General features: G+C 74.8%; 15 protein-coding genes. 5 read left to right on the top strand and 10 right to left on the bottom strand.

Annotated elements, in window-relative coordinates; translation table 11 throughout:
* Nucleotides 1–447: 447 nt before the first annotated feature.
* Complete coding sequence (locus IF23_RS0117100; protein ID WP_051739636.1) at nt 448–2,448, bottom strand: urease subunit alpha; 2,001 nt, start codon at nt 2,446–2,448, stop codon at nt 448–450.
* On the bottom strand, nt 2,441–3,241 hold the full coding sequence (locus IF23_RS0117105; protein ID WP_342667926.1) for an urease subunit gamma: 801 nt from the start codon (nt 3,239–3,241) through the stop codon (nt 2,441–2,443). The genes IF23_RS0117100 and IF23_RS0117105 overlap by 8 nt, the downstream gene beginning before the upstream one ends.
* 404 nt (nt 3,242–3,645) lie before the next feature.
* On the opposite strand from IF23_RS0117105, the gene IF23_RS0117110 reads away from it, so the two are divergent.
* A complete protein-coding gene (locus tag IF23_RS0117110; RefSeq protein ID WP_157848022.1) occupies nt 3,646–4,206 on the top strand; it encodes a hypothetical protein in 561 nt (186 codons plus the stop codon).
* 167 nt (nt 4,207–4,373) lie between these two features.
* Here IF23_RS0117110 and IF23_RS0117115 read toward each other — a convergent pair whose 3' ends face one another.
* On the bottom strand, nt 4,374–5,804 hold the full coding sequence (locus IF23_RS0117115; RefSeq protein ID WP_051739640.1) for a diacylglycerol/lipid kinase family protein: 1,431 nt from the start codon (nt 5,802–5,804) through the stop codon (nt 4,374–4,376).
* Between the two features lie 286 nt (nt 5,805–6,090).
* On the opposite strand from IF23_RS0117115, the gene IF23_RS0117120 reads away from it, so the two are divergent.
* Both IF23_RS0117120 and IF23_RS0117125 read left to right on the top strand, forming a co-directional pair.
* Entirely contained in the window at nt 6,091–6,582 is a 492-nt protein-coding gene (locus tag IF23_RS0117120) for a hypothetical protein (protein ID WP_030284526.1), read from the top strand.
* A gap of 102 nt (nt 6,583–6,684) precedes the next feature.
* A complete protein-coding gene (locus tag IF23_RS0117125) occupies nt 6,685–8,352 on the top strand; it encodes a multicopper oxidase family protein (RefSeq protein WP_030284527.1) in 1,668 nt (555 codons plus the stop codon).
* Nucleotides 8,353–8,512: 160 nt separating this feature from the next.
* Here the strand turns inward: IF23_RS0117125 and IF23_RS0117130 are convergent, their stop codons facing one another.
* Complete coding sequence (locus tag IF23_RS0117130) at nt 8,513–9,604, bottom strand: 3-oxoacyl-ACP synthase III family protein (protein WP_078654033.1); 1,092 nt, start codon at nt 9,602–9,604, stop codon at nt 8,513–8,515.
* Nucleotides 9,605–9,763: 159 nt separating this feature from the next.
* On the bottom strand, nt 9,764–10,648 hold the full coding sequence (locus IF23_RS0117135; RefSeq protein ID WP_245655007.1) for an SDR family NAD(P)-dependent oxidoreductase: 885 nt from the start codon (nt 10,646–10,648) through the stop codon (nt 9,764–9,766).
* 397 nt (nt 10,649–11,045) lie between these two features.
* Here IF23_RS0117135 and IF23_RS0117140 point away from each other — a divergent pair, with 397 nt between their 5' ends.
* On the top strand, nt 11,046–12,002 hold the full coding sequence (locus IF23_RS0117140) for an NAD-dependent epimerase/dehydratase family protein (RefSeq protein WP_030284534.1): 957 nt from the start codon (nt 11,046–11,048) through the stop codon (nt 12,000–12,002).
* A 110-nt stretch (nt 12,003–12,112) separates the two neighbouring features.
* Here IF23_RS0117140 and IF23_RS0117145 read toward each other — a convergent pair whose 3' ends face one another.
* Nucleotides 12,113–12,658: a DinB family protein gene (locus IF23_RS0117145; protein ID WP_030284536.1), complete on the bottom strand. Its 546-nt coding sequence runs from the start codon at nt 12,656–12,658 to the stop codon at nt 12,113–12,115.
* Nucleotides 12,659–12,810: 152 nt separating this feature from the next.
* Between IF23_RS0117145 and IF23_RS0117150 the strand changes: the two genes are divergently transcribed.
* Nucleotides 12,811–13,776 carry a helix-turn-helix transcriptional regulator gene (locus IF23_RS0117150; protein ID WP_030284538.1) on the top strand — a complete coding sequence of 322 codons (966 nt, stop codon included), beginning with the start codon at nt 12,811–12,813 and terminating at the stop codon, nt 13,774–13,776.
* A 23-nt stretch (nt 13,777–13,799) separates the two neighbouring features.
* Here the strand turns inward: IF23_RS0117150 and IF23_RS0117155 are convergent, their stop codons facing one another.
* From IF23_RS0117155 to IF23_RS0117170, 4 genes are all read right to left on the bottom strand, one after another.
* Nucleotides 13,800–15,074 (bottom strand): lanthionine synthetase C family protein, encoded by a 1,275-nt coding sequence (locus IF23_RS0117155; RefSeq protein ID WP_051739643.1) that lies wholly within the window; start codon nt 15,072–15,074, stop codon nt 13,800–13,802.
* Complete coding sequence (locus IF23_RS0117160) at nt 15,071–18,253, bottom strand: lantibiotic dehydratase (RefSeq protein WP_037678379.1); 3,183 nt, start codon at nt 18,251–18,253, stop codon at nt 15,071–15,073. The genes IF23_RS0117155 and IF23_RS0117160 overlap by 4 nt, the downstream gene beginning before the upstream one ends.
* 119 nt (nt 18,254–18,372) lie before the next feature.
* Nucleotides 18,373–18,504: a hypothetical protein gene (locus tag IF23_RS35415; RefSeq protein WP_281179975.1), complete on the bottom strand. Its 132-nt coding sequence runs from the start codon at nt 18,502–18,504 to the stop codon at nt 18,373–18,375.
* Between the two features lie 848 nt (nt 18,505–19,352).
* A complete protein-coding gene (locus IF23_RS0117170; protein ID WP_030284543.1) occupies nt 19,353–19,910 on the bottom strand; it encodes a TetR/AcrR family transcriptional regulator in 558 nt (185 codons plus the stop codon).
* Nucleotides 19,911–19,916: the final 6 nt, after the last annotated feature.

Raw genomic sequence — 19,916 nt, forward strand, 5'->3', positions numbered from 1 at the left:
TCCGGTGGTCCGGGCCCGCCAACTCGGGTGCGGCGATGCCGGTGGCGGGCCGCCACGGCCGGGGCCTCGGCCGCTCGGGTGCGCCGATACCGGCGGTCCGGCGGCTCCCGTGCACCGACACCGGCGGTCCGGCAGTCCGGTAGCCCGAGCGCTGCACCACCGGTTGGCGGGCCGCCGTGCCCGGGCCCAGCACCTCGGATACGCCGACACCGGCGACCCGGCGACCCGGCAGTCCGCAGCCCGGAATCCGGAATCCGGACCCCGGCAACCCAAGCACCGCGCCACCGGCACCGCGCCACCGGCAGCGGCCCACCGAGCCCAGGCCCCCGCCAGCCCGGACACAACGACACCAGCCCCCCGCCAGCCCAGGCACAGCCCCACCCGCCGACACCCGCCGACATCGCCCCCACGCCCCACGCCTCACTCCCCTCGCAGAGAATCGGCGCCTCAAAACAGGAAGTACCTCTGTGCCATCGGTAGTTCGCTGGCGTAGACGCGGTCGATGGTTTCGTTGTCGACGAAGGTGGTGACGTCGGTGACCTTGGCGCCGCCGATGGTGACCTCGTAGGTGTTGGCGTCGATGTCGATCTTGGGGGTGGCGTTGTTCTCCTTCATGTGGTGTTTGAAGACCTGGCGGGTGCAGGTGATGGGCATGAACTTCTTGTTGAGTGGGGGGCCTTGGAGGCTGTCGTCGCCCTTGGCCTTGCGGGTCTCGGCTGCCTTGATGGCTCGTTGTGCGACGAAGTTGTACGAGATGGCAGCCGGTGCCGAGCCGGTCGCTCCCCACATGGGGCGGGGCAGGACCGGCTGCGGGGTGGGGATCGAGGCGTTGGCGTCGCCGACCTGCGCGTAGGCGATCTGGCCGCCCTTGAGGACCATGTGCGGTTTCACGCCGAAGAACTTCGGTTCCCACAGCACGAGATCGGCCAGCCGGTCGGGTTCGACGGAGCCGACGAACCGGTCGATGCCGTGGGCGAGGGCGGGGTTGATCGTGTACTTCGCGACGTACCGGCGGGCGCGCCGGTTGTCGGCGTACGGCGGTACGGGCTCCGGTGTGGTGTCGTCCGGTACGGGGGACGGGAGGACGCTTGTCTCCGGTCTGTCGGTGAGGGTGTGCGGCGGCAGGTCCTCCGGGAGGAAGCCGCGGCGGACCTTCATGACGTGCGCGGTCTGCCAGGTGCGCATGATCATCTCGCCGATGCGGCCCATGGCCTGGGCGTCCGACGACATGATCGAGATGGCGCCGAGGTCGTGCAGGACGTCCTCGGCGGCCATCGTGGACGGCCGGATCCGGGAGTCCGCGAAGGCCAGGTCCTCGTCGACCATCGGGTTGAGGTGGTGGGCGACCATCACCATGTCGAGGTGTTCCCTGACCGTGTTGAGGGTCAGGGGCCGGGTGGGGTTGGTGGAGGCGGGGAGGATCTTCGGCTCGCTCACCATCGTGATCATGTCGGGGGCGTGCCCGCCGCCCGCGCCCTCGACGTGGAAGATGTGGATCGGGCGGTCGCCGATGGCCTTCAGGGTGTTCTGGACGAATCCGGCCTCGTTCAACGAGTCGGCGTGCAGGGCGAGTTGGACACCGGTGTCCTCGCAGACCTGGAGGCAGGTGTCGAGGACGGCCGGGGTGGCGCCCCAGTCCTCATGGATCTTGAAGCCGATGGCGCCCGCGTCCACCTGGTGGAACAGGGCCTCCTTCGACATGGTGGCGCCCTTGCCGAGCAGCCCGATGTTGACCGGGAAGGAGTCCAGCGCCTCGAACGTGCGGCGCAGATGCCAGGCGCCGGGCGTCACGGTCGTCGCGGTGCTGCCCTCGGCCGGTCCCGTACCGCCGCCGATGAGGGTGGTGACGCCCGCGGCCAGGGCCTCGCCGACCTGGTCGGGGCAGATGAAGTGGACGTGGGTGTCGATGCCACCGGCGGTGAGGATCCGGTCCTTGCCGGAGATGACCTCGGTCTCGGCGCCGACGACGAAGTCGGTGGGCGTCGGGCCGATGCCGTTGTGCGGGACGGCGTCCTCGTGGACCGGGTCCATGATGTCGGGGTTGTAGCCCTTGCCGAGCGCCAGGATCTTGCCGTCGCGCAGGGCGACATCGGCCTTGACGACGCCCCAGTGGTCCAGCACGACCGCGCCGGTGATGACGGTGTCCGGGGCGATCGGCGGCGCGGAGTCGGAGTCCTTCGCCGTGTGCGGCAGCGGATCGCGCGGGACGGTGGACTGGCCCATCGACTCGCGGATCACCTTGCCGCCGCCGAAGACCAGTTCGTCGCCGCTGCGGCCGGGTCCGCCGGACCAGTCGGCCTCGATCTTGATCTCCAGCGCGGTGTCGGCGAGACGGATCCGGTCGCGGACCGTCGGGCCGTAGCGGTCCGCGTAGTCGGGGCGGGCCAGCGGGGCGTGCGGGTCCGGGGTCTCCTGGCAGCAGGGGCAGCAGTCGGGGCACTCAGCCATGGTCGGCGGCTCCCTCGGTGTCGTGGATCGGGCAGCCCGCGTCGGTGATCTCGCCGTCGAGGTCCGTGAGGGAGCCGTCGATCTTCCTCGGCAGGCCGTGGGCGTCGAGGCTCAGACCGGGGACGATCTGCCGGCCCTGGATCGGGACGAGTTGGACCTCCTCGTCGAAGCCGGGCTCGAACCGTACGGAGGAGCCGGACGGGACGTTCAGCCGTCTGCCCCACGCGGTGCGGCGGCAGAACCGCAGCTCGGTGTTGGCCTCGGCGAAGTGGAAGTGCGAACCGACCTGGACGGGGCGGTCGCACGGGTTCTCGACCCGGACCGTCACGATCTCGTCGGCCTCCCGCTGGGGCTCGTTGAAGATCACGGTCCGGTCCTCGTCGAGCGGGGAGAAGTCCGTCCTCCCCGGCCAGATGAGCGGTTCCTCGCCCTTGCCCGCCGGTGGGAAGGGGTCGTGGACGGTGACCAGTTTCGTGCCGTCCGGGAACGTCGCCTCGACCTGCACGCTCTCGATCATCTCGGGGACCCCCTCCATGACCTCCTCCCGTGCGAGCACCTTCCGGCCGGAGGACATCAGGTCGGAGACGGTCGCCCCGTCGCGGGCGCCTTCCAGGACGTGGACGATCAACAGCGCCATCGCCTCGGGGTAGTTGAGCCGCACCCCCCGGGCCCGCCGCCGCTCGGCGACGTCCGCCGCCACATGCATCATCAAGCGTTCCCGCTCATGCGGAGTCAGGTGCACAGCCCTACCTCGTGTTCGTCCGGCCGGGGCGGCTGCCGCCCCGGGCTCCACGCACCGCGGCCCGGCCCGGCACCGTGACGCGGGCCGGGCGAAGCCCCCGGCTTCCCGCCCCGATCCCGCCGCCACGCCTCCGGCACCACCGCCGATCCGGCCCCACTCGTAGCGCCGCCCCACCCACCGGCCCCCGCGCCACGGCGCGACGCGGCGGATCAGCCACCCTCGTGGGTGACCGGGGGCGGGACCATTTGCCCGGGGAGGGAGCGCCCGCGCGGCACGGTGGTGGCGGAGAGGGTGCGGCGGGGAGGTGCGGCGCCTCGTCCGTCGCGTCGGCCGCCGGGCGAGGCGGGCGGTCCGGGAGCCAACCGGCTGGCCGAAAGTGAGGGTTGGCCCGATTCCGGTGGGTTCGGAGTGAACACTGTGGTGCACACGGACCGTGGCGAGAAAAGGGGAAAATCATGACAGACCCGAGCGGACCGGCCGGTCCTCCGGACGAACCGTCGGCGTACCCGGGCGGCCGGGGCGCGATGGTCGGTCTCTTCTGGATCGACGCCGAGGGCTGCCGACTCGGCGCCCCGCCCGGCGCGGAGGAGCAGGAGATACGGCTGACGGACGAGGGCCTGGAGCCGGTCGGGGCGGCGGGTGCCGTTCTGAACTGGTCGCGGGTGAGACGGGTCGCGGTGGCGGACGCCCCGGTCCGCTCGGCGTTCCGGCGCGGGGTGAGCACCGCCGTCGACGTGGTCAGCGCCATGGCGGGGTTCGGCGGTCCCGAGGCGCCGCCGCTGATGACGGTGGTGGTCACCCACGCCGACGGCGAGAGCGAGCACCGGGTGCCGTCGGCCGCCGCACCGGCGTACACGGCACGCGAGGTGGCGCTCTCCCACGCCCTCCTGGACCGCTTCGCCGCAGGTGAGACGGGTCCGTCGCGGCTCACGGAGTGGTGGCGGTCCACCGGTGGCGCCGCCACCCCCAGGCCGACGGAGCGCGTATCGCTGCTGGAACGGTGGTGCGCGGGGTGAGGCCGTGACGTAACCGCTGCCTTGCGCCGTTCCTTGCGCTATTCCTTGCGCCGTTCCTTGCGCCCTTCCTTGCGCCGTTCCTTGCGCCGTTCCTTGCGCCGTTCCTTGCGCCGTTCCTTGCGCCGTTCGGGCGCGTGCGGCTACGGCGGAGGCGGGGCGGTTCCGGCTCACCCGCTCCCGCCCCGGGCCAGCCGTCCCACGCGGCGCCAGTCCATGGGGGGCGTGGGGGTGACGGTGCCCGGGCGGGTGCGGGGGACGCGGACGCGGAGGGCTCGGGGGCGGAGGGTGCAGATGACCGGGGTGGGCATACGGAGGGCCTCGCCGTCGACGGCTACGGGGAAGTCGGCGGTGGCGGCGGTGACCGTGACGCGGTGGGCGGTGAGGACGGTCAGGGCGGTGGACTGGGCGCCGAGTACGGCCAGTTCGGCGGCGCGGGCGGCGCTCTCCACGCGGATGCCGAGGACGCCGAGGGTGCCGGTGTCGAGGCGGGGGCGGCGGCCCGCGGCGCCGAGGTCGTCGGGGGAGGCGTAGGGGTTGTTGCTGATCAGCAGGGCCTGTTGGGAGGTGAGGGTGGCGCCCGGCGCTACGGGGACACCGGCGGGAGCCTGGACCCCGGGGCCGGGGCGGGGCCCGGGCCCGGGATCGCCGACGTCGAGCTGGCCGTCGAGGTAACCGTCCAAGCGTGGCCCGCGGTCCCCCGTGAGGAGGTCGGGCATGAGGGTGAGGGCGGTGCCTGCCTTGGCGTCGCGGTATTCGGGGCGTTGGACGACGTCCGCGTAGACGCCGAAGGAGACGGTGTTGACGAAGGCGCGGCCCGCGACGTCGCCGAGGTCGACGCGGAGGTCCTCGCCGTCGGTGAGGGCGTCGAGGCAGCGGGCCGGGTCGGTGCGGTCGAGGCCGAGGTCCAGGGCGAAGTGGTTGCGGGTACCGGCGGAGATCACGACGAACGGCAGGTCGTGGGCGGCGGCGACCGCCGCGACCAGCGCCTGGGTGCCGTCGCCGCCCGCGACGCCGAGCAGGTCCGCACCGTCCGCGACCGCCTCCCGGGCCAGCGCGGCGACATCCGCCGGGGCGTCGGGGTCGAGCAGGATGACGCGGGCGCCCAACGCCTCGGCGCGTTCGACGAGTCGGAAGCGGCCGACCTTGCCGCCGCCGGACCGCGGATTCATGATCAGCACCGGGCGCCGCGGCGGGGGCGCGGGGGCGGTGCGCGGGGGCCGTCGGCGGTCCGCCGCCCGGAGCGCCGCCTGGGCGCAGCCGAGCGCCGCGGCCCAGCAGACCACCAGGACCAGCGCCGTGCGCCACAGTCCGGCGAGGGTGAAGAACGCCAGGACGGCGGCGGGCGCGGCGACCGCGACGAGCGCCCCGAGCAGCCGGACCGCACCGCGGTACGCCAGGAACCACCACACCCCGACGGCGCAGAGGCCCAGCCCGGCGAGCCCGGAGACGATGACCGCCAGGCCGCCCTCCCCCAGCGCGAGGAAGAGCAGGGCGACGACGGCGAGCACCGCCAGCACGGCCAGCCGGGCGGGCAGCCGCGCGGCGGCCCCGCCACCGGAGTCCGCCGCCCGCGTCGCACCGCCGCCCGCGCCCCTCACATGCCTCACCTCTCCGCCCGTCCGCCCCCCAACCTGCCCGCGACCACCCCGCACGGCATCCGGACCCGGCCGGGCGGGTGAGGGGGCGGACGATTCCCGGCGACGGTCGGGGCGGTTCCGGGCCGCCCCCGGGCGCTCCGCGTCCGTGGCCGTCGACCGGTCCGGCCCGTCCCGTCCCAGGTCATGGCCGCGCCCGTCCCGCTCCGCGCCCCGTTACGCCGTCCGTATACCCCCTCCCGGTACGATCCGGGGGCGACGGGTCGGCGGGGATTCGGGAGGGCGTGACGTGGTCGGGCAGCGGAGAGGCACCGCCCTGTGCGGTCGGCTGCTGCTCTTCGCCGCGCTGCTCTTCGGCATCGTCGCCATGCACAGCCTCGGCCACTGCGCCGAACACCCCGCCTCCCCCGCCGCCGGTGCCTCCGTGACCACCGCCGCCGCCCACCACGGTTCGGGGCCGGAGCCGACGGCCCCCGCCCGGACGGCGCTCGCCCACGGGTCCATGGACATGACCGGAGGAACGGTCACCGCCGCCGCGGACGGGGCGGCGGACGGCGTGCCCCGGGCGCACGCCCCGCTGCCCGTCGGCGGGGCCGATCCGGCGGCCGTCTGTCTGGCGGTGCTCGGCGCGGTCGCCCTCGTCGCCCTCGGCGCCGCCTTCGCGCGCCGGGCGCCGGACGGATCGGCCACCGCGCTCGCCCGGCTCCCGTACGCGCTGCGGCCGATCCCGCCGCCCCCGCACGGCAGACTTCTCGCCCGTATCTCGGTGCTGCGCCTGTAGGAGCGCGCCCCGCCGCCCCGGGCTGCCGTCCCGGCACGCCCCGGTTCCGGCGCATCCGCGCGTTCCCGCTTTTCCGCACACCGATACGAGGTGCTCTTCGTCATGCGTACCCCCACCCGCCGTACCGCCCTCGGCGCCGGCATCGCCCTCGCCGGCGGTGGCCTGCTCGCCGCCTGTTCCGGCTCCGGATCCGGCCGCTCGGGCCACGCGGGCCCCACCGCCCGCGACTATCTCGCCCCGGACGGCAAGGAGGTCGCCGCCGCCGAGGCCGCGCGCAGGCCCGGCCCCGTCCGCAAGGTGCAGCTCACCGCCACCCCGTCCACCCTGGACCTGGGCGGTCGCACCGTCCGCAGCTGGTCGTACGGGGACGAACTGCCCGGCAAGGAGATCCGGGTGACGGCCGGGGAGACCCTGGAGGCGACCCTCGCCAACCATCTCCCGCAGGCCACCTCCGTCCACTGGCACGGGCTCGCCCTCCGCAACGACATGGACGGCACGCCGGGGCTCTCCCAGCCGCCGGTCAAGGCGGGCGCGTCGTTCACCTACCGCTTCGCCGCCGCACACCCCGGTACGTACTGGTTCCACCCCCACTCGGGCGTCCAGCAGGACCGCGGGCTGTACGCGCCGCTGATCGTCGAGGACCCGAAGGAGCCGCTGTCGTACGACAAGGAGTGGGTCGTCGTCCTCGACGACTGGGTCGACGGGGTGGACGGCAGCACGCCGGACGCGGTCCTGGCGGAGCTGCGCAAGGGCATGGAGGGCATGGACCACGGCGGCATGGACCACGGCGGCATGGACCACGGAAACATGGACCACGGCGGCATGGACATGAAGCACGAGGGGATGACCATGAGCCTGGGCCGCTCCGGCGCGGGCCGGGTGAGCGCCGCATCGTTCGCCACCGGTGCCGCCGCCCGGAAGGGGCCCGGCGGCGGGTCCGGCCCGTCCCGGATGATGATGGGCGCGACCAGCGACCTGCTCGGCGGCGACGCCGGGGACGTCGCCTACCCGTACTACCTGGTCAACGGGAGGACGGCGGACGATCCGCAGACCTTCCGCGCCGAGCCCGGCGACCGGATCCGGATCCGCTTCGTCAACGCCGGTGGCGACACCGCCTTCCGCGTCGCCCTGGGCGGCCACCGGATGACCGTCACCCACACCGACGGCTTCCCCGTCACCCACGCCGAGTCGGACGCGCTGCTGCTGGGCATGGGCGAGCGGTACGACGTGCTCGTCACCGTCAAGGACGGCGTCTTCCCGCTCACCGCGCTCGCCGAGGGCAAGAAGCAGAGCGCGCGGGCGCTGCTGCGGACCGGTCCGGGCGCGGCGCCGAAGCCGACCGCGCGCCCGAAGGAGCTGGACGGCAAGCTGCTGCGGGCGGACCAGCTGACGGCCGACGCGCCGGTCCGCCTCAAGCCCCGCACGCCGGACCGGACGATCGAGCTACGGCTCACCGGCTCCATGGAGAAGTACGACTGGGCGATCAACGGCAAGCCCTACGACCCGGCGCGGCGCCACCCCGTGCGCGCGGGCGAGCGCGTCCGGCTCTCCTTCGTCAACACCACCTCGATGTGGCATCCGATGCATCTGCACGGCCACACCTTCGCCCTCGGTGCCTCGGGCCCCCGCAAGGACACCGCGATCGTGCTCCCCGGCCGTACCGTCCACGCCGACTTCGACGCCGACAACCCCGGCCTGTGGATGCTCCACTGCCACAACGTCTACCACTCGGAGTCGGGGATGATGACCGTCCTCGGATACCTGAAGTAGCCCCGATGTAGCCCTGAAGTATCCATGAAGTAGCCCTGGAATTCCTTGAGTTGGCCCCTAGGGGTGCGCGTGGGCGGGCCGGTGGTCCGCCGGTCCGCCCACGCGTGGCGGGGGCCGTCCTGCTCAGGGGAGGCGGGCGGCGCCCCGGGGAAGGGGTGGGTCACCAGGTGAGCAGGATGATCCCCGCGCTGGCGCCGCTGGCCAGGCCGAAGAGCGCCACCTGGGCGCCGGGGTGGAGCCGTCCCTGCTCCTGGGCGCGGACCAGTTGCAGGGGGAGGGTGGCCGCGGCGATGTTCCCGGTGCGGGCGAAGGTCGGGACGATCAGGTGCTCGGGGACGTCCATCCACTCGCAGAAGGTGCTGACGAAGGGCACCGACGGCTGGTGGACACAGACCAGATCGCACTCCTTGAGGGCCCGGCCCTGCTCCTCCAGCCACCGCCCGGCCGGACCGCGCAGGCTCTGGAACGAGCCGAGCAGCCGCTCGGAGTCGATGTGCAGGCCGAGCGGCTCGCCCCGGACCTGGTACGGGTTGAAGAGGGTGGCGGCGGGCCAGCCCCGGGAGTTGGAGAAGAAGGCGCCGCCCAGCACACCGGGCTCCTCGGCCGCCTCCATCAGCACCGCGGCGCCGATGTCGCCGCCGGACAGCGCGCCGATGCCGGTACGGACCTCGGCCGGACCCGACAGCTTCCAGCGGCTGAAGCGGGAGCCGACCTCACCGCAGGCGATGAGGACCCGGCGGTAGGTCCCGGCGCGGAGGAAGGCGTCGGCCGTCTCGATCGCGTTCAGGACGCTGTTGCAGGCGTTGGTGAGGTCGAAGGCGGGGCAGGTCAGGCCGGTCTTGGCGGCCACGACATGGGCGTTGGCCGGTTCCTGGACGTCGGCGGAGACCGCGGCGAACAGCAGCAGATCGACCTCCTCCGGCGCGATGCCCGCCTGTGCCAGCGCCTTGTCCACGGCGTGCGCCGCGAGGTCGGAGGCCCGCTCGTCGTCGGCGGCGACGAGGCGCTCCTCCAGCCCGTACAGGCGGCGCAGCAGCCCGGACGGGACGCGGATGCCCGGGCTGGCCGCGCGCAGCCGGTCCTCGATCTCCTCGGCGCTCTCCCGCCTCTCCGGCAGATGGACGGCCACCTCCCGGATGCGGCTGTGGCGGGCGGTGGCCCGGCCGCTCCGTGGCGGGAGGGGGTCCGCCCCGGGCCGGAGGGGGCCGCCCGCTCCGGCTATCGGGCCCGTCGTACGGTTCGCTGCCGCCATCACACCATCACTCCTTCGCCAACCGCGGCCCGTCCGTCACGCGCCGTCGTGGCAGGAGAACGAGCCGGACCGGTACGGGTACCGGCCTGCCGACCCCTGCCTCCCCCCTACTCGGCCCTTAAGGGGTCCGCCCCGGGCCCACGGTGCGGGGTCCGTCCGTCACAGCCGCGGCAGCCGGAAGGCGCGGGCCAGGGCGCGGGTGGCGGGGTGCGGCGCGGTGAGGCCGAGGAGGGCCCGTTTGACGGGGTCGCCCCAGCGGTAGGGCAGGCAGGTGTCGAGCACCGCGCCGACGCGGGCGTCGCGGCCCACCACGTAACGGGCCGCCGGACGCGGGGCGGTGAGGGCGCGGTGCACCGCGGCGGCGGGCAGTTCGGCGCCGGTGTACCGGGCCCGGTCCCGCAGCGCCGCGGCGGTCGCCCGGTAGGAGCGGGTGAAACCGGGCGAGACGGTGCTGGGGCGTTCCAGGGATTCGGCCGCCTCCGTCAGCAACCCGGTGAGGTGCACCCCGTGTTCGAGCAGCACCACCCGGACGCCGGTCCCGGCGGTCTCCATCCGCAGGGCGTGGGTCATCGCCGTGGCCGCCGCCCGGCTCGCGCCGTACCAGCCGAGCCACGGCAGCACGGCCCGCCCGGACACCGAGGAGACCATGACGATCCGGCCGTCGCCGCGGCGCCGCATCGCGGGCAGGACCAGCCGGGCCAGGCGTCCGGCGGCGAGGCAGTTCACCTCCAGCAGGCGGCGGATCTCCGCCTCGTCGGTCTCCTCCACCGCCCGCGCCGCGACCGCCGCGGCGGCGTTGACCAGGCCCCACGGGCCGCCGCCGGTACGTTCGCCGATCTCCGTGACCGCCGCCGCACACGCCCCGGCGTCGGTCACGTCGAGCGGGAAGGCGCGCAGCCGTGGCGCACCGTCGGCGGCTGCCTCGGCGGTGAGCCGCGCGGCCTCCTCCGGCGTACCGACGGCGGCGAACACCTCGTGGCCGAAGCGGGCCAGCCGGAGCGACGCCGCCCGGCCGATGCCGTTCCCGGCTCCGGTCACCAACACGCTCTTCAACGGGGGCTCCTCACGCCGTGCGGCCCCCGGTACGCCGCTCGCACCGGGGCCCCGCGAAGGTGTTCAACGGCCGGGGCACCCGCCACGGGACCCCTGACGGCCCCCTGCCCGTCCCCTATTTCTCCCCGGTGTTTCTCCTCCGGGGAACGATCCGGGCCGTTCGCGGCGGTGGGGAAGGCCCGTTCGACGCCGCGCCCGGGAACCCGTCCACGGGGCGGCGGGGACCGTTCCGGATGCGGTCCGCGCGGCGGCGATCCGGCGGCGGACGGTACGCAGGGGGCCACGGGGGCGCACGCGGTGGCCGAATCCGCCCTGTGGACAAGGCCGTTGGCGATCTCTCCGGGGACGGGCGGGGCCCCCGTCGCGGCGTCCGCGTTACTGTGCCCGCGTGAGCATTCATGTCGTCATTGGGTACGGGCCCGCCGGGGCGGCCACTGCGCAGCTGCTCGTCGAGAAGGGCCACACGGTCAAGGTCGTCACCAGGACGGGACGCGGTGCGCAGGGCGGTCCGGACGGGATCGAACACGTCGCGTGCGATGCGGCCGACACCGCGCGGCTCAAGGAGGCCGTGCGGGGCGCCGAGGTGATCCACCAGTGCGCCGCGCCGCCCTACCAGCGCTGGGGGCGGGAGTGGCCGGGGCTCGTCGCGTCGGTCTGCGCGGCGGCCGAGGAGAGCGGCGCGCTCCTCGTCATGCTGGGGAATCTCTACGGCTACGGGCCGGTCGAGGGGCCGCTGACAGAGGAGCTGCCGCTGGCGGCCACGGGCGTCAAGGGCCGGGTGCGGGCCGCCGGTTGGGAGCAGGCGAAGAAGCTGCACGACGCCGGGCGGATCCGGGCGGTCGAGGTGCGGGCGTCGGACTTCTTCGGGCCGGGCGTGACCGACGGCGGGCATCTGGCCGGGCGGGTGCTGCCACGGCTGCTGGCCGCCAAGGCGGTCTCGGCGCTGGGCAATCCGGACGCGGAGCACAGTTGGAGCTATGTGCCCGATGTGGCGCGGGCGATGGTCGAGGTGGCGGGCGAGGAGCGGTCGTTGGGCCGCGCCTGGCACGTGCCGACGTCGACCGCGCGCTCGGCCCGGGAGATGGTGGAGCGGCTGACCGGGCACGCCGGGACGGAGCCGGTCGAGGTGAAGAAGGTGCCGCCGTTCGTGCTGGCCCTCGGCGGGCTGTTCTCCCCGATGCTCCGCGAACTGAAGGAGGTCCGGTACCAGTTCGACCACGGCTTCGTCATGGACGCGAGCGCGTACGAGGCGGCGTTCACGGTCCGGCCCACGCCGATCGACGAGCAGATCGGGGCGACGGTCGACTGGTGGCGGGAGCGTCTGGAGCGCACCGCCGGGAAGTGACCACGGGGGCGCCCGCCGGGACGGTGGGCGCCCCCGGCGGCGCCCCGGGTCCACGCCATGAACGGTGTGGGCCCGGGGCGCCGCCGTGCGCGCGGTCGGTGGCCGGGGGCTCAGCCCATGGACTTCGCGCCGTCGAGCGTCTCGCGGATGATGTCGGCGTGCCCCGAGTGCTGGCCGATCTCGGCGATGAGGTGGAGCACCACCCGCCGGGCCGACCAGCGGGCGTCGGCCTCGAACCACGGCGCCTTCGGGAGCGGCTGGTCGGCGCCGAGGTCCGGCAGCGAGGCGATCAGCGCGTCGGTGCGGTCGGCCACCTCGGCGTAGGTGTCGAGGACACCGGCCAGCGTCTCGCCGGGCAGCAGGCGGAAGTCGTCGGCCCGCTTCGCCCAGTCGGCCTCGGTCATCCTGGTGAAGTCGGGCATCGAGGACGCGCCCTCGACGAGGAAGCCCGCCCAGCCGCGCTCCACCGTGGTGACGTGCTTGATCAGGCCGCCCAGACAGAGCGCGCTCGCGGTCGGGGTCCGGGCGGCCTGTTCGTCGGTGAGGTCGCGGGTGGTGAAGCGCAGGAAGTGGCGCTGTTTGGCCAGGGCGGCCAGGAGATCGGCGTGCTCCCCGGTGGGGGTCTGCCGGGTGGTGGCGTGCTGTGCGTCGGTCATCGTCGCGCCCTCCGTGGTGGTCGTGGGGTCGGACCGTCCGGGCGGCGCGGCGCGGCGCGGCCGGTCCGTCCGGGGTCCGTTCCCTCGGTCGTCGACCACGCTAGGAGCGGTTGCGGCCACTTTCCGGCCGCAATGCGGGCAAGAATCGCGGCATGGCGAACACCAGCTCCCGGACCCTGCGGCTGCTCTCCCTCCTCCAGACCCACCGGTACTGGCCCGGCGCCGAGCTGGCCGAGCGGCTGGAGGTCTCCGCCCGGACGCTGCGGCGGGACGTGGACCGGCTGCGGGAGCTGGGCTATCCGGTCGAGGCGCGGCGCGGCGTCGACGGCGGCTACCAGCTCGCGCCCGGGGCGGCGCTGCCGCCGCTGCTGATCGACGACGAGGAGGCGGTGGCGCTCGCCGTCGGACTGCAGGCCGCGGCGCAGGGGGCGGTCGAGGGCCTCGCCGAGTCGTCGGTGCGGGTGCTGGCCAAGGTGGTGCAGGTGATGCCGGGGCGGCTGCGGCGGCGGGTGGAGGCGTTGCGGGCGATGACGGTCCCGGCGCAGTGGGGGCCGCCCGCGGAGGGCGTCGATCCGGAGGCGCTGACCACGGTGGCGCTCGCCTGCCGGGACGGCGAGGCGCTGGGCTTCTCCTACACCGCCGCCGACGGCCGCCACAGCGAACGCCATGTCGAGCCGCACCGGTTGGTCTGTCCCGGGCGGCGCTGGTACCTCGTCGCGTACGACCTCGTACGGCACGACTGGCGCAGCTTCCGGGTCGACCGGATGGCCGGGCCGCGCACCACCGGGGAGCGGTTCCGGCCGCGGGAGCTGCCCGCCGAGGACGCCGCCGCGTTCGTCCGCGCCGGGATGAGCGGCCGCCCGGGCCCGCACCGCGTCGAGGCGGTGGTCGAGGCCCCGGCGGCGGCGGTACGGGCGCGGGTCGGGCGGTGGGGCACGGTCGAGGAGTTGGACGGCGGGCGCTGCCGGGTGGTGCTGACGGCGGACGTGCTGGACTGGCCGGCGATGATGCTGGGGACCCTCGGGGCGGACTTCCGGGTGGTGGGGCCGCCCGAACTGCGGGAGATGGTACGGGAGTTGGGGGAGCGGCTGGGGAGGGCCGGGGCGGCGGAGGGCTGAGCCGCCGCCCCGGCCCGTCCGTCTCAGCGCAGCAGGAAGGCGGCGTCCCAGGGGGTGCGGGGCGGGGCGTCGGTGGCGTAGGCGTGGAGGGCGAGGGCGATCCCGGCGGCGCCGGTGAGGAGACCGGGTCCGGCGGGGGCACCCGTGTCCGCGGGTGCGGCCGTGTCGGGGAACCCGTAGGGGAGTTCCGGGTCGTACGCCGTGACGAGGCGGGTGGCGAGGGCGTCGCGGTGGGCGGTGAGCCGGGGGTGCGGGGTCTCCTCGGTGAGGGTGTGGCACAGGTGGAGCAGACCGGCGTGGCCGTGGCAGAAGGCGTGGTCGGTGATGCCGCGCGGCCGGTCGAGGTCGTCGGCGAGGGCGTCGGCGGCGAGGGCGCACAGTCCGGTGTCGCCGAGGGCGCGTCCGGCCCGGTGGAGGGCGGCGGCGGTGCCCGGGGTGCCGTAGCACCAGGCGGTGCGGCCGGGGGCGGGCGGCTCGGTGCCGTACCGCTCCAGCGGGATCAGCGCGGGCCAGCCGCCCGCCTCGGTGCGGTGGGCGAGGAGTTCGCGGGTGAGCGCGGTGACGGCCGACCGCAGGCCGGGGACGGGGACGCCGTCGCGCAGCGCGGCGGACAGGACGGCGAGGGGGCCGCCGATGCCGTGGGCGAGGCCGAAGTTGACGTGGCCGTGGGGGTATCCGGGGTCGGCGGCGCCGGGGGTGCGCGGTCCGTCGGGCGACCACCAGCCCGGTACGGGCGCGCCGTCGCGGGTCAGCGGGCGGGTGAGCCGGACGAGGTGGCCGAGGGCCGCGGCGAGCGCGTCCTCGTGGGTCTCCCGGCGGAGCAGCAGCAGCCGGGCCAGCCCGGCGACGCCGCTGATCAGGTCGTACCGCGCGAACGGCACACCGGGGCGGCCCGCGTCCAGGCGGGCGCGTTCCGGCTCCAGGGCGCGGTCGACGATGCGGTCGAGTGCGGTGTCGAGGCGGGTGAGCAGGGCGGCGTAGTCGTCCGGGGTGCGCCGGGCGGCGTGCGCCGCGAGGGCGAGGGCCGGGATGCCGTGGTACAGCGCCTGGACGGTGCGGCCGGAGACGCGGGCGGCGGCCGCCCCGAGGTGGGCGTGGGCGGCCCGGCGGAACTCCGGCCGCCCGTGGGACAGCTCCGCGTGGAGCAGGGCGAGCGCCGGGTACCCCTGGTCCAGGCCGAGCGGGGCCAACTCCGGGAGGTCCTCGGCCAGGCGCTCCGGGACGGCGAGCCGCCCGGCCACCTCGTACGCCACCTCGGCGGCGCGGGGGCGCGGGTCCGGGGGCGGCGGTGGGGTCATCGGGTGTGCCGTCGGCGGTCGGTGTGGGCCTGGGCGGCGCCGCGGGCCACGGCGTGGGCGAGGAGTTCGGCGGGCCGGTCGGTGCCGATGAGGCGGTTGTGGTGCAGGTGCAGCAGGGAGCTGAGGGCCTGGTCCGGGTCCGACCAGCTCCGTTCCCCGAGAGCGCGGAGGAGGGCGCCGTAGCGGGCGGTGGCCTCGGCGCGCCGCCGCCACAGCGTGCGCAGCGTCCCGTCGGCGTCGCCCGCCGGGCCCGCGCGGTACGGGTCGACCAGCGGCAGGGCCTCCCGGCGCCGCTCGCGGAAGCCGCGCTGCCGCTCCTCGTCCTTCGGGATCCTCCGCACCAGCCAGTCGGCACCGGCGGGTCCGCCCCGCTCCGCCCCGTCCGCGGCGTGGAAGGCGCGGGCCAGATCGGCGAAGCCCGCGGCGGCGACCAGCAGCGGTTCGGCCGGCTCCCGCCGGGCGTGGCGGCGGCGCAGCTGCTCCAGCACGGCGACGCTGTCCGCGTGGAAGACCCGCTCGGCGGCGGCCATCGCCTCCGGGCCGCCGTACCGCTCCAGCTCCGGGTCGTAGCTGTCCCAGACCGCGCGCCGGGTCAGCCCGGCGGCGTGCAGCGCGGAGGTCGCGTCGTGGAGGCGTGGCTGGAGGTCGCGGCCGAGGGCGGCGGCCGGTCCGTGGAAGCGCAGCCGCAGGTGGGGGCCGTCTCCGTCGGTGTAGCGGAGGAAGAACCAGCGGTCGACGCAGTCGGGCAACTCGCCGAGGAGCGGGGCGAGATGGACGGCGAGCAGTTCCTCGTGGCGGTCGGCCGGGGCGTAGAGGGAGAGGTGCAGCCAGTCGCCGCCGGGGAAGTGGACGGCGGGGGCGCGACGCGGGAGGGGGCGGCGCGCGGCGCGGGGCTTCACGCCCGGGGTGTGGGCTCCGGGGACGGCGCGCAGCGGGATGACGACCTCCGCGTGGTGCGGGCCGTCGGGACCGTGCAGCCAGCCGTCCGGGAGGCCGTTCTCCTCGGGGACCTCGCGCAGGTGGACGCGGTCGCCGCGGAGCAGTTCGCGGCGGAGGAGCCGGGCGTGGTCGGGCCGGGTGAGATCGAGGCGGACGAAGCGGTCCCCCCAACCGGCCTGGACCCGGTCGGGGACGGCCCAGCGCCGCTGCCAGTCCCGGAACGCCTCCCACCACTGCGCGAACGGCGGTTCGGGCGCCCGCAGTTCCGGCCCTGGGGTCCAGAGCGCCGCACTGAGGACCGTACGCCCGTAACGGACGCGTGGCAGCCGGGGCAGTACGGCGGCGCCGCCCCAGGACCACATGGACCAGGTGCGGCGCCCGCTCGCGGCGATCTCGCAGAGGAAACGGGACACATTGGGCAGGCACTCCTCCACGTTGAGCATGTGGAGGACGGTGGGCTCCACCCGTCCGCCGGTGGCCGTGTCCACCAGCCACAGCCCGTCGAGGTCCGCGCGGACCGCCAGGTCGCGGGGGTCGAGCACGGACGGATCGCCGGGGTCGGCGTAGCAGCCGACCGGCAGCAGATGGTCCAGCAGCCGCGGCACCTGGGCGATGTTGCCGATCCGGACGTCACCGGGCCGGACGGCGACCTGGGCGCGCACGGCGCCGTCCGCACCGGGGGACGGCTGCCCCGGGGCGCCGTCCGGGCGCACCAGCGCCGCGAGGTCACCGGCGGACCGCGCGTCGAAGAGGTACCCGAACCGTCCGAGCAGGCTGCCCGCCTGCCGCGATCCGTTGGCGAGGACGAGCCGGAAGTCACCGGCGGCCAGCGCGTCGGCGTCCGGCGCCAGCAGCCGCCCGCAGATCTCCAGCGTCTCCGGCGCCCCGTCCCCGTCCTCGGCGAGACGGCGGACGAAGGGGTGGTCGTCGTCCAGGACCACTTCGCAGGCGCCCGTGAGCAGCGCTTCCTGGGCGAGTGCGGCCAGCGCCCGGGCACGCTCCTGATCGGGTACGTCGCCGGGGGCGGTGCGGGGGCTCGGTGGGCGGCGGTATCCGGCGGGGGCGCCCAACCCGGCGTCCGGGTCGAGCAGTTCGGTCAGCGGTACGGCCCGGTCGGTGCCGTACCGCTCCAGGAACGCCTGGTGATACTCGCGCAGATGCGCCGGGCCCGCGGTGTCCGGGGACAGCCGCCACAGCAGCGCCGCGGCGCGGACGGCCTCCTCCGCCACGGCGGCGGGCAGCCGCACCTCGGCGTCGAGCGCCAGATCCACCTGGAGCAGATCGGCCCCCGGCCGCAGTCGGCGCATCCGGGCGGCGACGTCCCGCAGCTCCGGTACGCCGTCGCCCAGCGGGCTCTCGGCGTAGCGCAGCAGTTCCTTCCGTACGGCGTCGAGTTCGGCGAGTTCCGGCAGGTCGCCGCCGCCGATGGTGCCGCAGACGTCGAGCACGTACCCGAGCGGGTCGGCCTCCTCCAGGGGCGGCCTGGCCTGCGTCAACAGGACGTCGGCGCGGACCAGTTGGCCGATCAGGCCGTCCGCCGCCTCCTCGGTCAGGCCGGGGAAGCGCTGTTGCAGCGCGGTCACCAGATCGGCTCCGAGCACCGGGCGGTGGGCCAGTTCCCGTACGGCGGCCACCACCTTCGAGTGGCGCAGGCTGACCTCCTGGACCGGCCGGGTCTTCCGCTCCGCGCCGTCCCGCCCGGAGTGCGGCACCTGGGAGAGCACCAGGCGGCCACCGCGGACCCGGCAGAGGGAGTTGACCACCACGTGCAGTTGGCGCAGTACCTCGGGGCGGCGCTCCCACTCGGTGACGAGCCCGGTCAGCCAGGCTCGGTCGGGGCGTACGGCGCGGCGGTGGGCGGCGCCGAGGCGGACACGGGGCGGTTCGCCGGGGGCGGTGAAGCGGACCGGGGCGACGCCCGCCATCAGCCCGAACGGGGTGGCGCGGGTGCTCATCCGCAGGCGGTAGGAGGTGAGGGCGCGGACGGCGCGGTGCAGCCGGTCGGGGGTGGCGTCCTGACCCTCGTCGAGGACCTTGGTCAGCACTCCGGCGAGCGGCGGGCTGGCGATCTCCACGGCTTCGCGGACGATCGGGCCGTCGGCGAGCGCCCGCAGTGCGGCGACCGGACCGTCCGCCCGCCCGCCGTCCCCGGGGGCGGCGCAGGGGTGCGTGCCCGCCGGGTGGACCGGTGCCCGCAGCATGCCGAGACCGGCGGGCCGGAAGAGGTACTGCTCGGACACCTGGGCACGCTCCTCACCAGCCGCCCGGTCCGGCGCCCGTGCCGGGGCGGCGACGTCTCATCGAACCGGGGCCCGACGGCGGTTCGCCGCGGGCCCCGGGACCACCGGTTCGCTCAGCTTCAGCAGTTGCAGGTGGAGGGCTGCACGGTGAGGATCACCGTGGTGGTCTCCGCCTTGGCGGCGGTGTCGGTCTCCTCGTCGAGGAGCTCGCGGATGTCGAGGTCGAGGTCTTCCAGCAGAGCGGCGGGCATATCAGTTCTCCTGTCGTGGGAAATGAGTGGTGCGCGCGGCGGATAAAGGGAATGCCCGAGGAAAGAGGAAATCCCCATTCCCTTTGTCTGGGGCTGCGCTGCCAGCCAGGTGACCGGGCGCCGCAACCGTAGGACTGGCGAATCTGCACTGTCAACAGTTCCCCGGGAATTAACGCCTTGCTTACTTTGCGCCCCGCCGCCGATCCGGCCGTGCGCCGCTTTTGAACCGCGCCGCCAAAGTGGCAAATACCGGACCCGGCGACCCGCCGGAATTTGATTCGTAAATCACAGGAGGAGGGAATCGCGGGGCTTCACGCCGCCTTCGGGAATTCAATCCACCGTTTTTCTGGTACACCCGCCCGGCCACCCTCCAGGGACATATCGCGGCCCACATACCCCCTTTCAGGGACACGGATCCGTCCTCACTTCCGGTACTCCCACAGCCCTCCACCCGGGAAACCCCGCAGGTCAGGCGGGGTACGGGAACGATGCGCGGCAGAGCGCCCCGATGCCGGGCATTGACAGAGCCCGCCCTTTCGGTGCGGTATTCCTCTTACGCACTTCTCCGCACGGGGCGACATCCGGCGGAGTGGATGCGCGTCGGGGCGACGGACCGGCCACGGCCCGCACAAGTACTCACCGGTAAGAAAGGGAAACCTTCGCCACGCAAGGTGGATTCCACGTTACGGCGGGTAATGTGCCGTGCGGGATGCGCGTACGCATTCATCTGGGCGAGCGGCGTGGTAAACGCCCTGCGCGGCCGATGCCCGAGCCCCCGGGATACAGATCATTTCCGGAGTAATTCCGGTTCGGTGAATACCGTGATCCGGCCGCGCGCCCGGCAGTCGTCAGGCGGATTCCTCCGGCGCGGCGAGGGCCGTTTCGACGAGGTGATCCGCGTATGCGGCGGTCAACGGGTCCGGGCGGAACAGGATGCGGTACATCATCGGGGCGACCACCAGATCCATGACCGTCTCCACCGGCGGAGCCGTCTCACCGCGGTCCAGCGCACGGGCCAGAATCGTCTCGACCTGCCCGGCGGCGTACGCGGAACACTGCCCGGCGTTGGAGCCGTCGGGGTCGCCCAGCAGCGCGTCACGGACGTAGGCGCGGCCGGGCGGCGAGGCCATCTCGTCGAGGAACTGCCGCGCCCAGGCGGTCAGATCGGCGTGGAGCGCACCGTGGTCGGACGGCGGCTCCTCGGGGCGCAGCCGCTCGACCGCGACATCCGACAGCAGTTCCTGGAGATCGCCCCAGCGGCGGTAGATCGTCGACGGGGTGACGCCCGCACGGGCCGCGACCGCCGGGACGGTCAGCTTGGCGCGCCCCTGCTCGGCTTCGAGTTCCCGCACGGCGGCGTGCACCGCCTCCTGCACGCGCGCGCTGCGCCCACCGGGGCGCGCCATGGGCTT

Origin of the sequence: Streptomyces catenulae, from assembly GCF_000718015.1 — a bacterium.
Taxonomy (GTDB): domain Bacteria; phylum Actinomycetota; class Actinomycetes; order Streptomycetales; family Streptomycetaceae; genus Streptomyces; species Streptomyces catenulae.

Excerpts from the sequence above, each read along its gene's own strand:
- IF23_RS0117100 (WP_051739636.1), bottom strand. The coding sequence starts at position 2,448 with ATGGCTGAGTGCCCCGACTGCTGCCCCTGCTGCCAGGAGACCCCGGAC.
- IF23_RS0117110 (WP_157848022.1), top strand. The coding sequence starts at position 3,646 with ATGACAGACCCGAGCGGACCGGCCGGTCCTCCGGACGAACCGTCGGCG.
- IF23_RS0117125 (WP_030284527.1), top strand. The coding sequence starts at position 6,685 with ATGCGTACCCCCACCCGCCGTACCGCCCTCGGCGCCGGCATCGCCCTC.
- IF23_RS0117130 (WP_078654033.1), bottom strand. The coding sequence starts at position 9,604 with ATGGCGGCAGCGAACCGTACGACGGGCCCGATAGCCGGAGCGGGCGGC.
- IF23_RS0117145 (WP_030284536.1), bottom strand. The coding sequence starts at position 12,658 with ATGACCGACGCACAGCACGCCACCACCCGGCAGACCCCCACCGGGGAG.
- IF23_RS0117150 (WP_030284538.1), top strand. The coding sequence starts at position 12,811 with ATGGCGAACACCAGCTCCCGGACCCTGCGGCTGCTCTCCCTCCTCCAG.
- IF23_RS0117155 (WP_051739643.1), bottom strand. The coding sequence starts at position 15,074 with ATGACCCCACCGCCGCCCCCGGACCCGCGCCCCCGCGCCGCCGAGGTG.
- IF23_RS35415 (WP_281179975.1), bottom strand. The coding sequence starts at position 18,504 with ATGCCCGCCGCTCTGCTGGAAGACCTCGACCTCGACATCCGCGAGCTC.
- IF23_RS0117170 (WP_030284543.1), bottom strand. The coding sequence starts at position 19,910 with ATGGCGCGCCCCGGTGGGCGCAGCGCGCGCGTGCAGGAGGCGGTGCAC.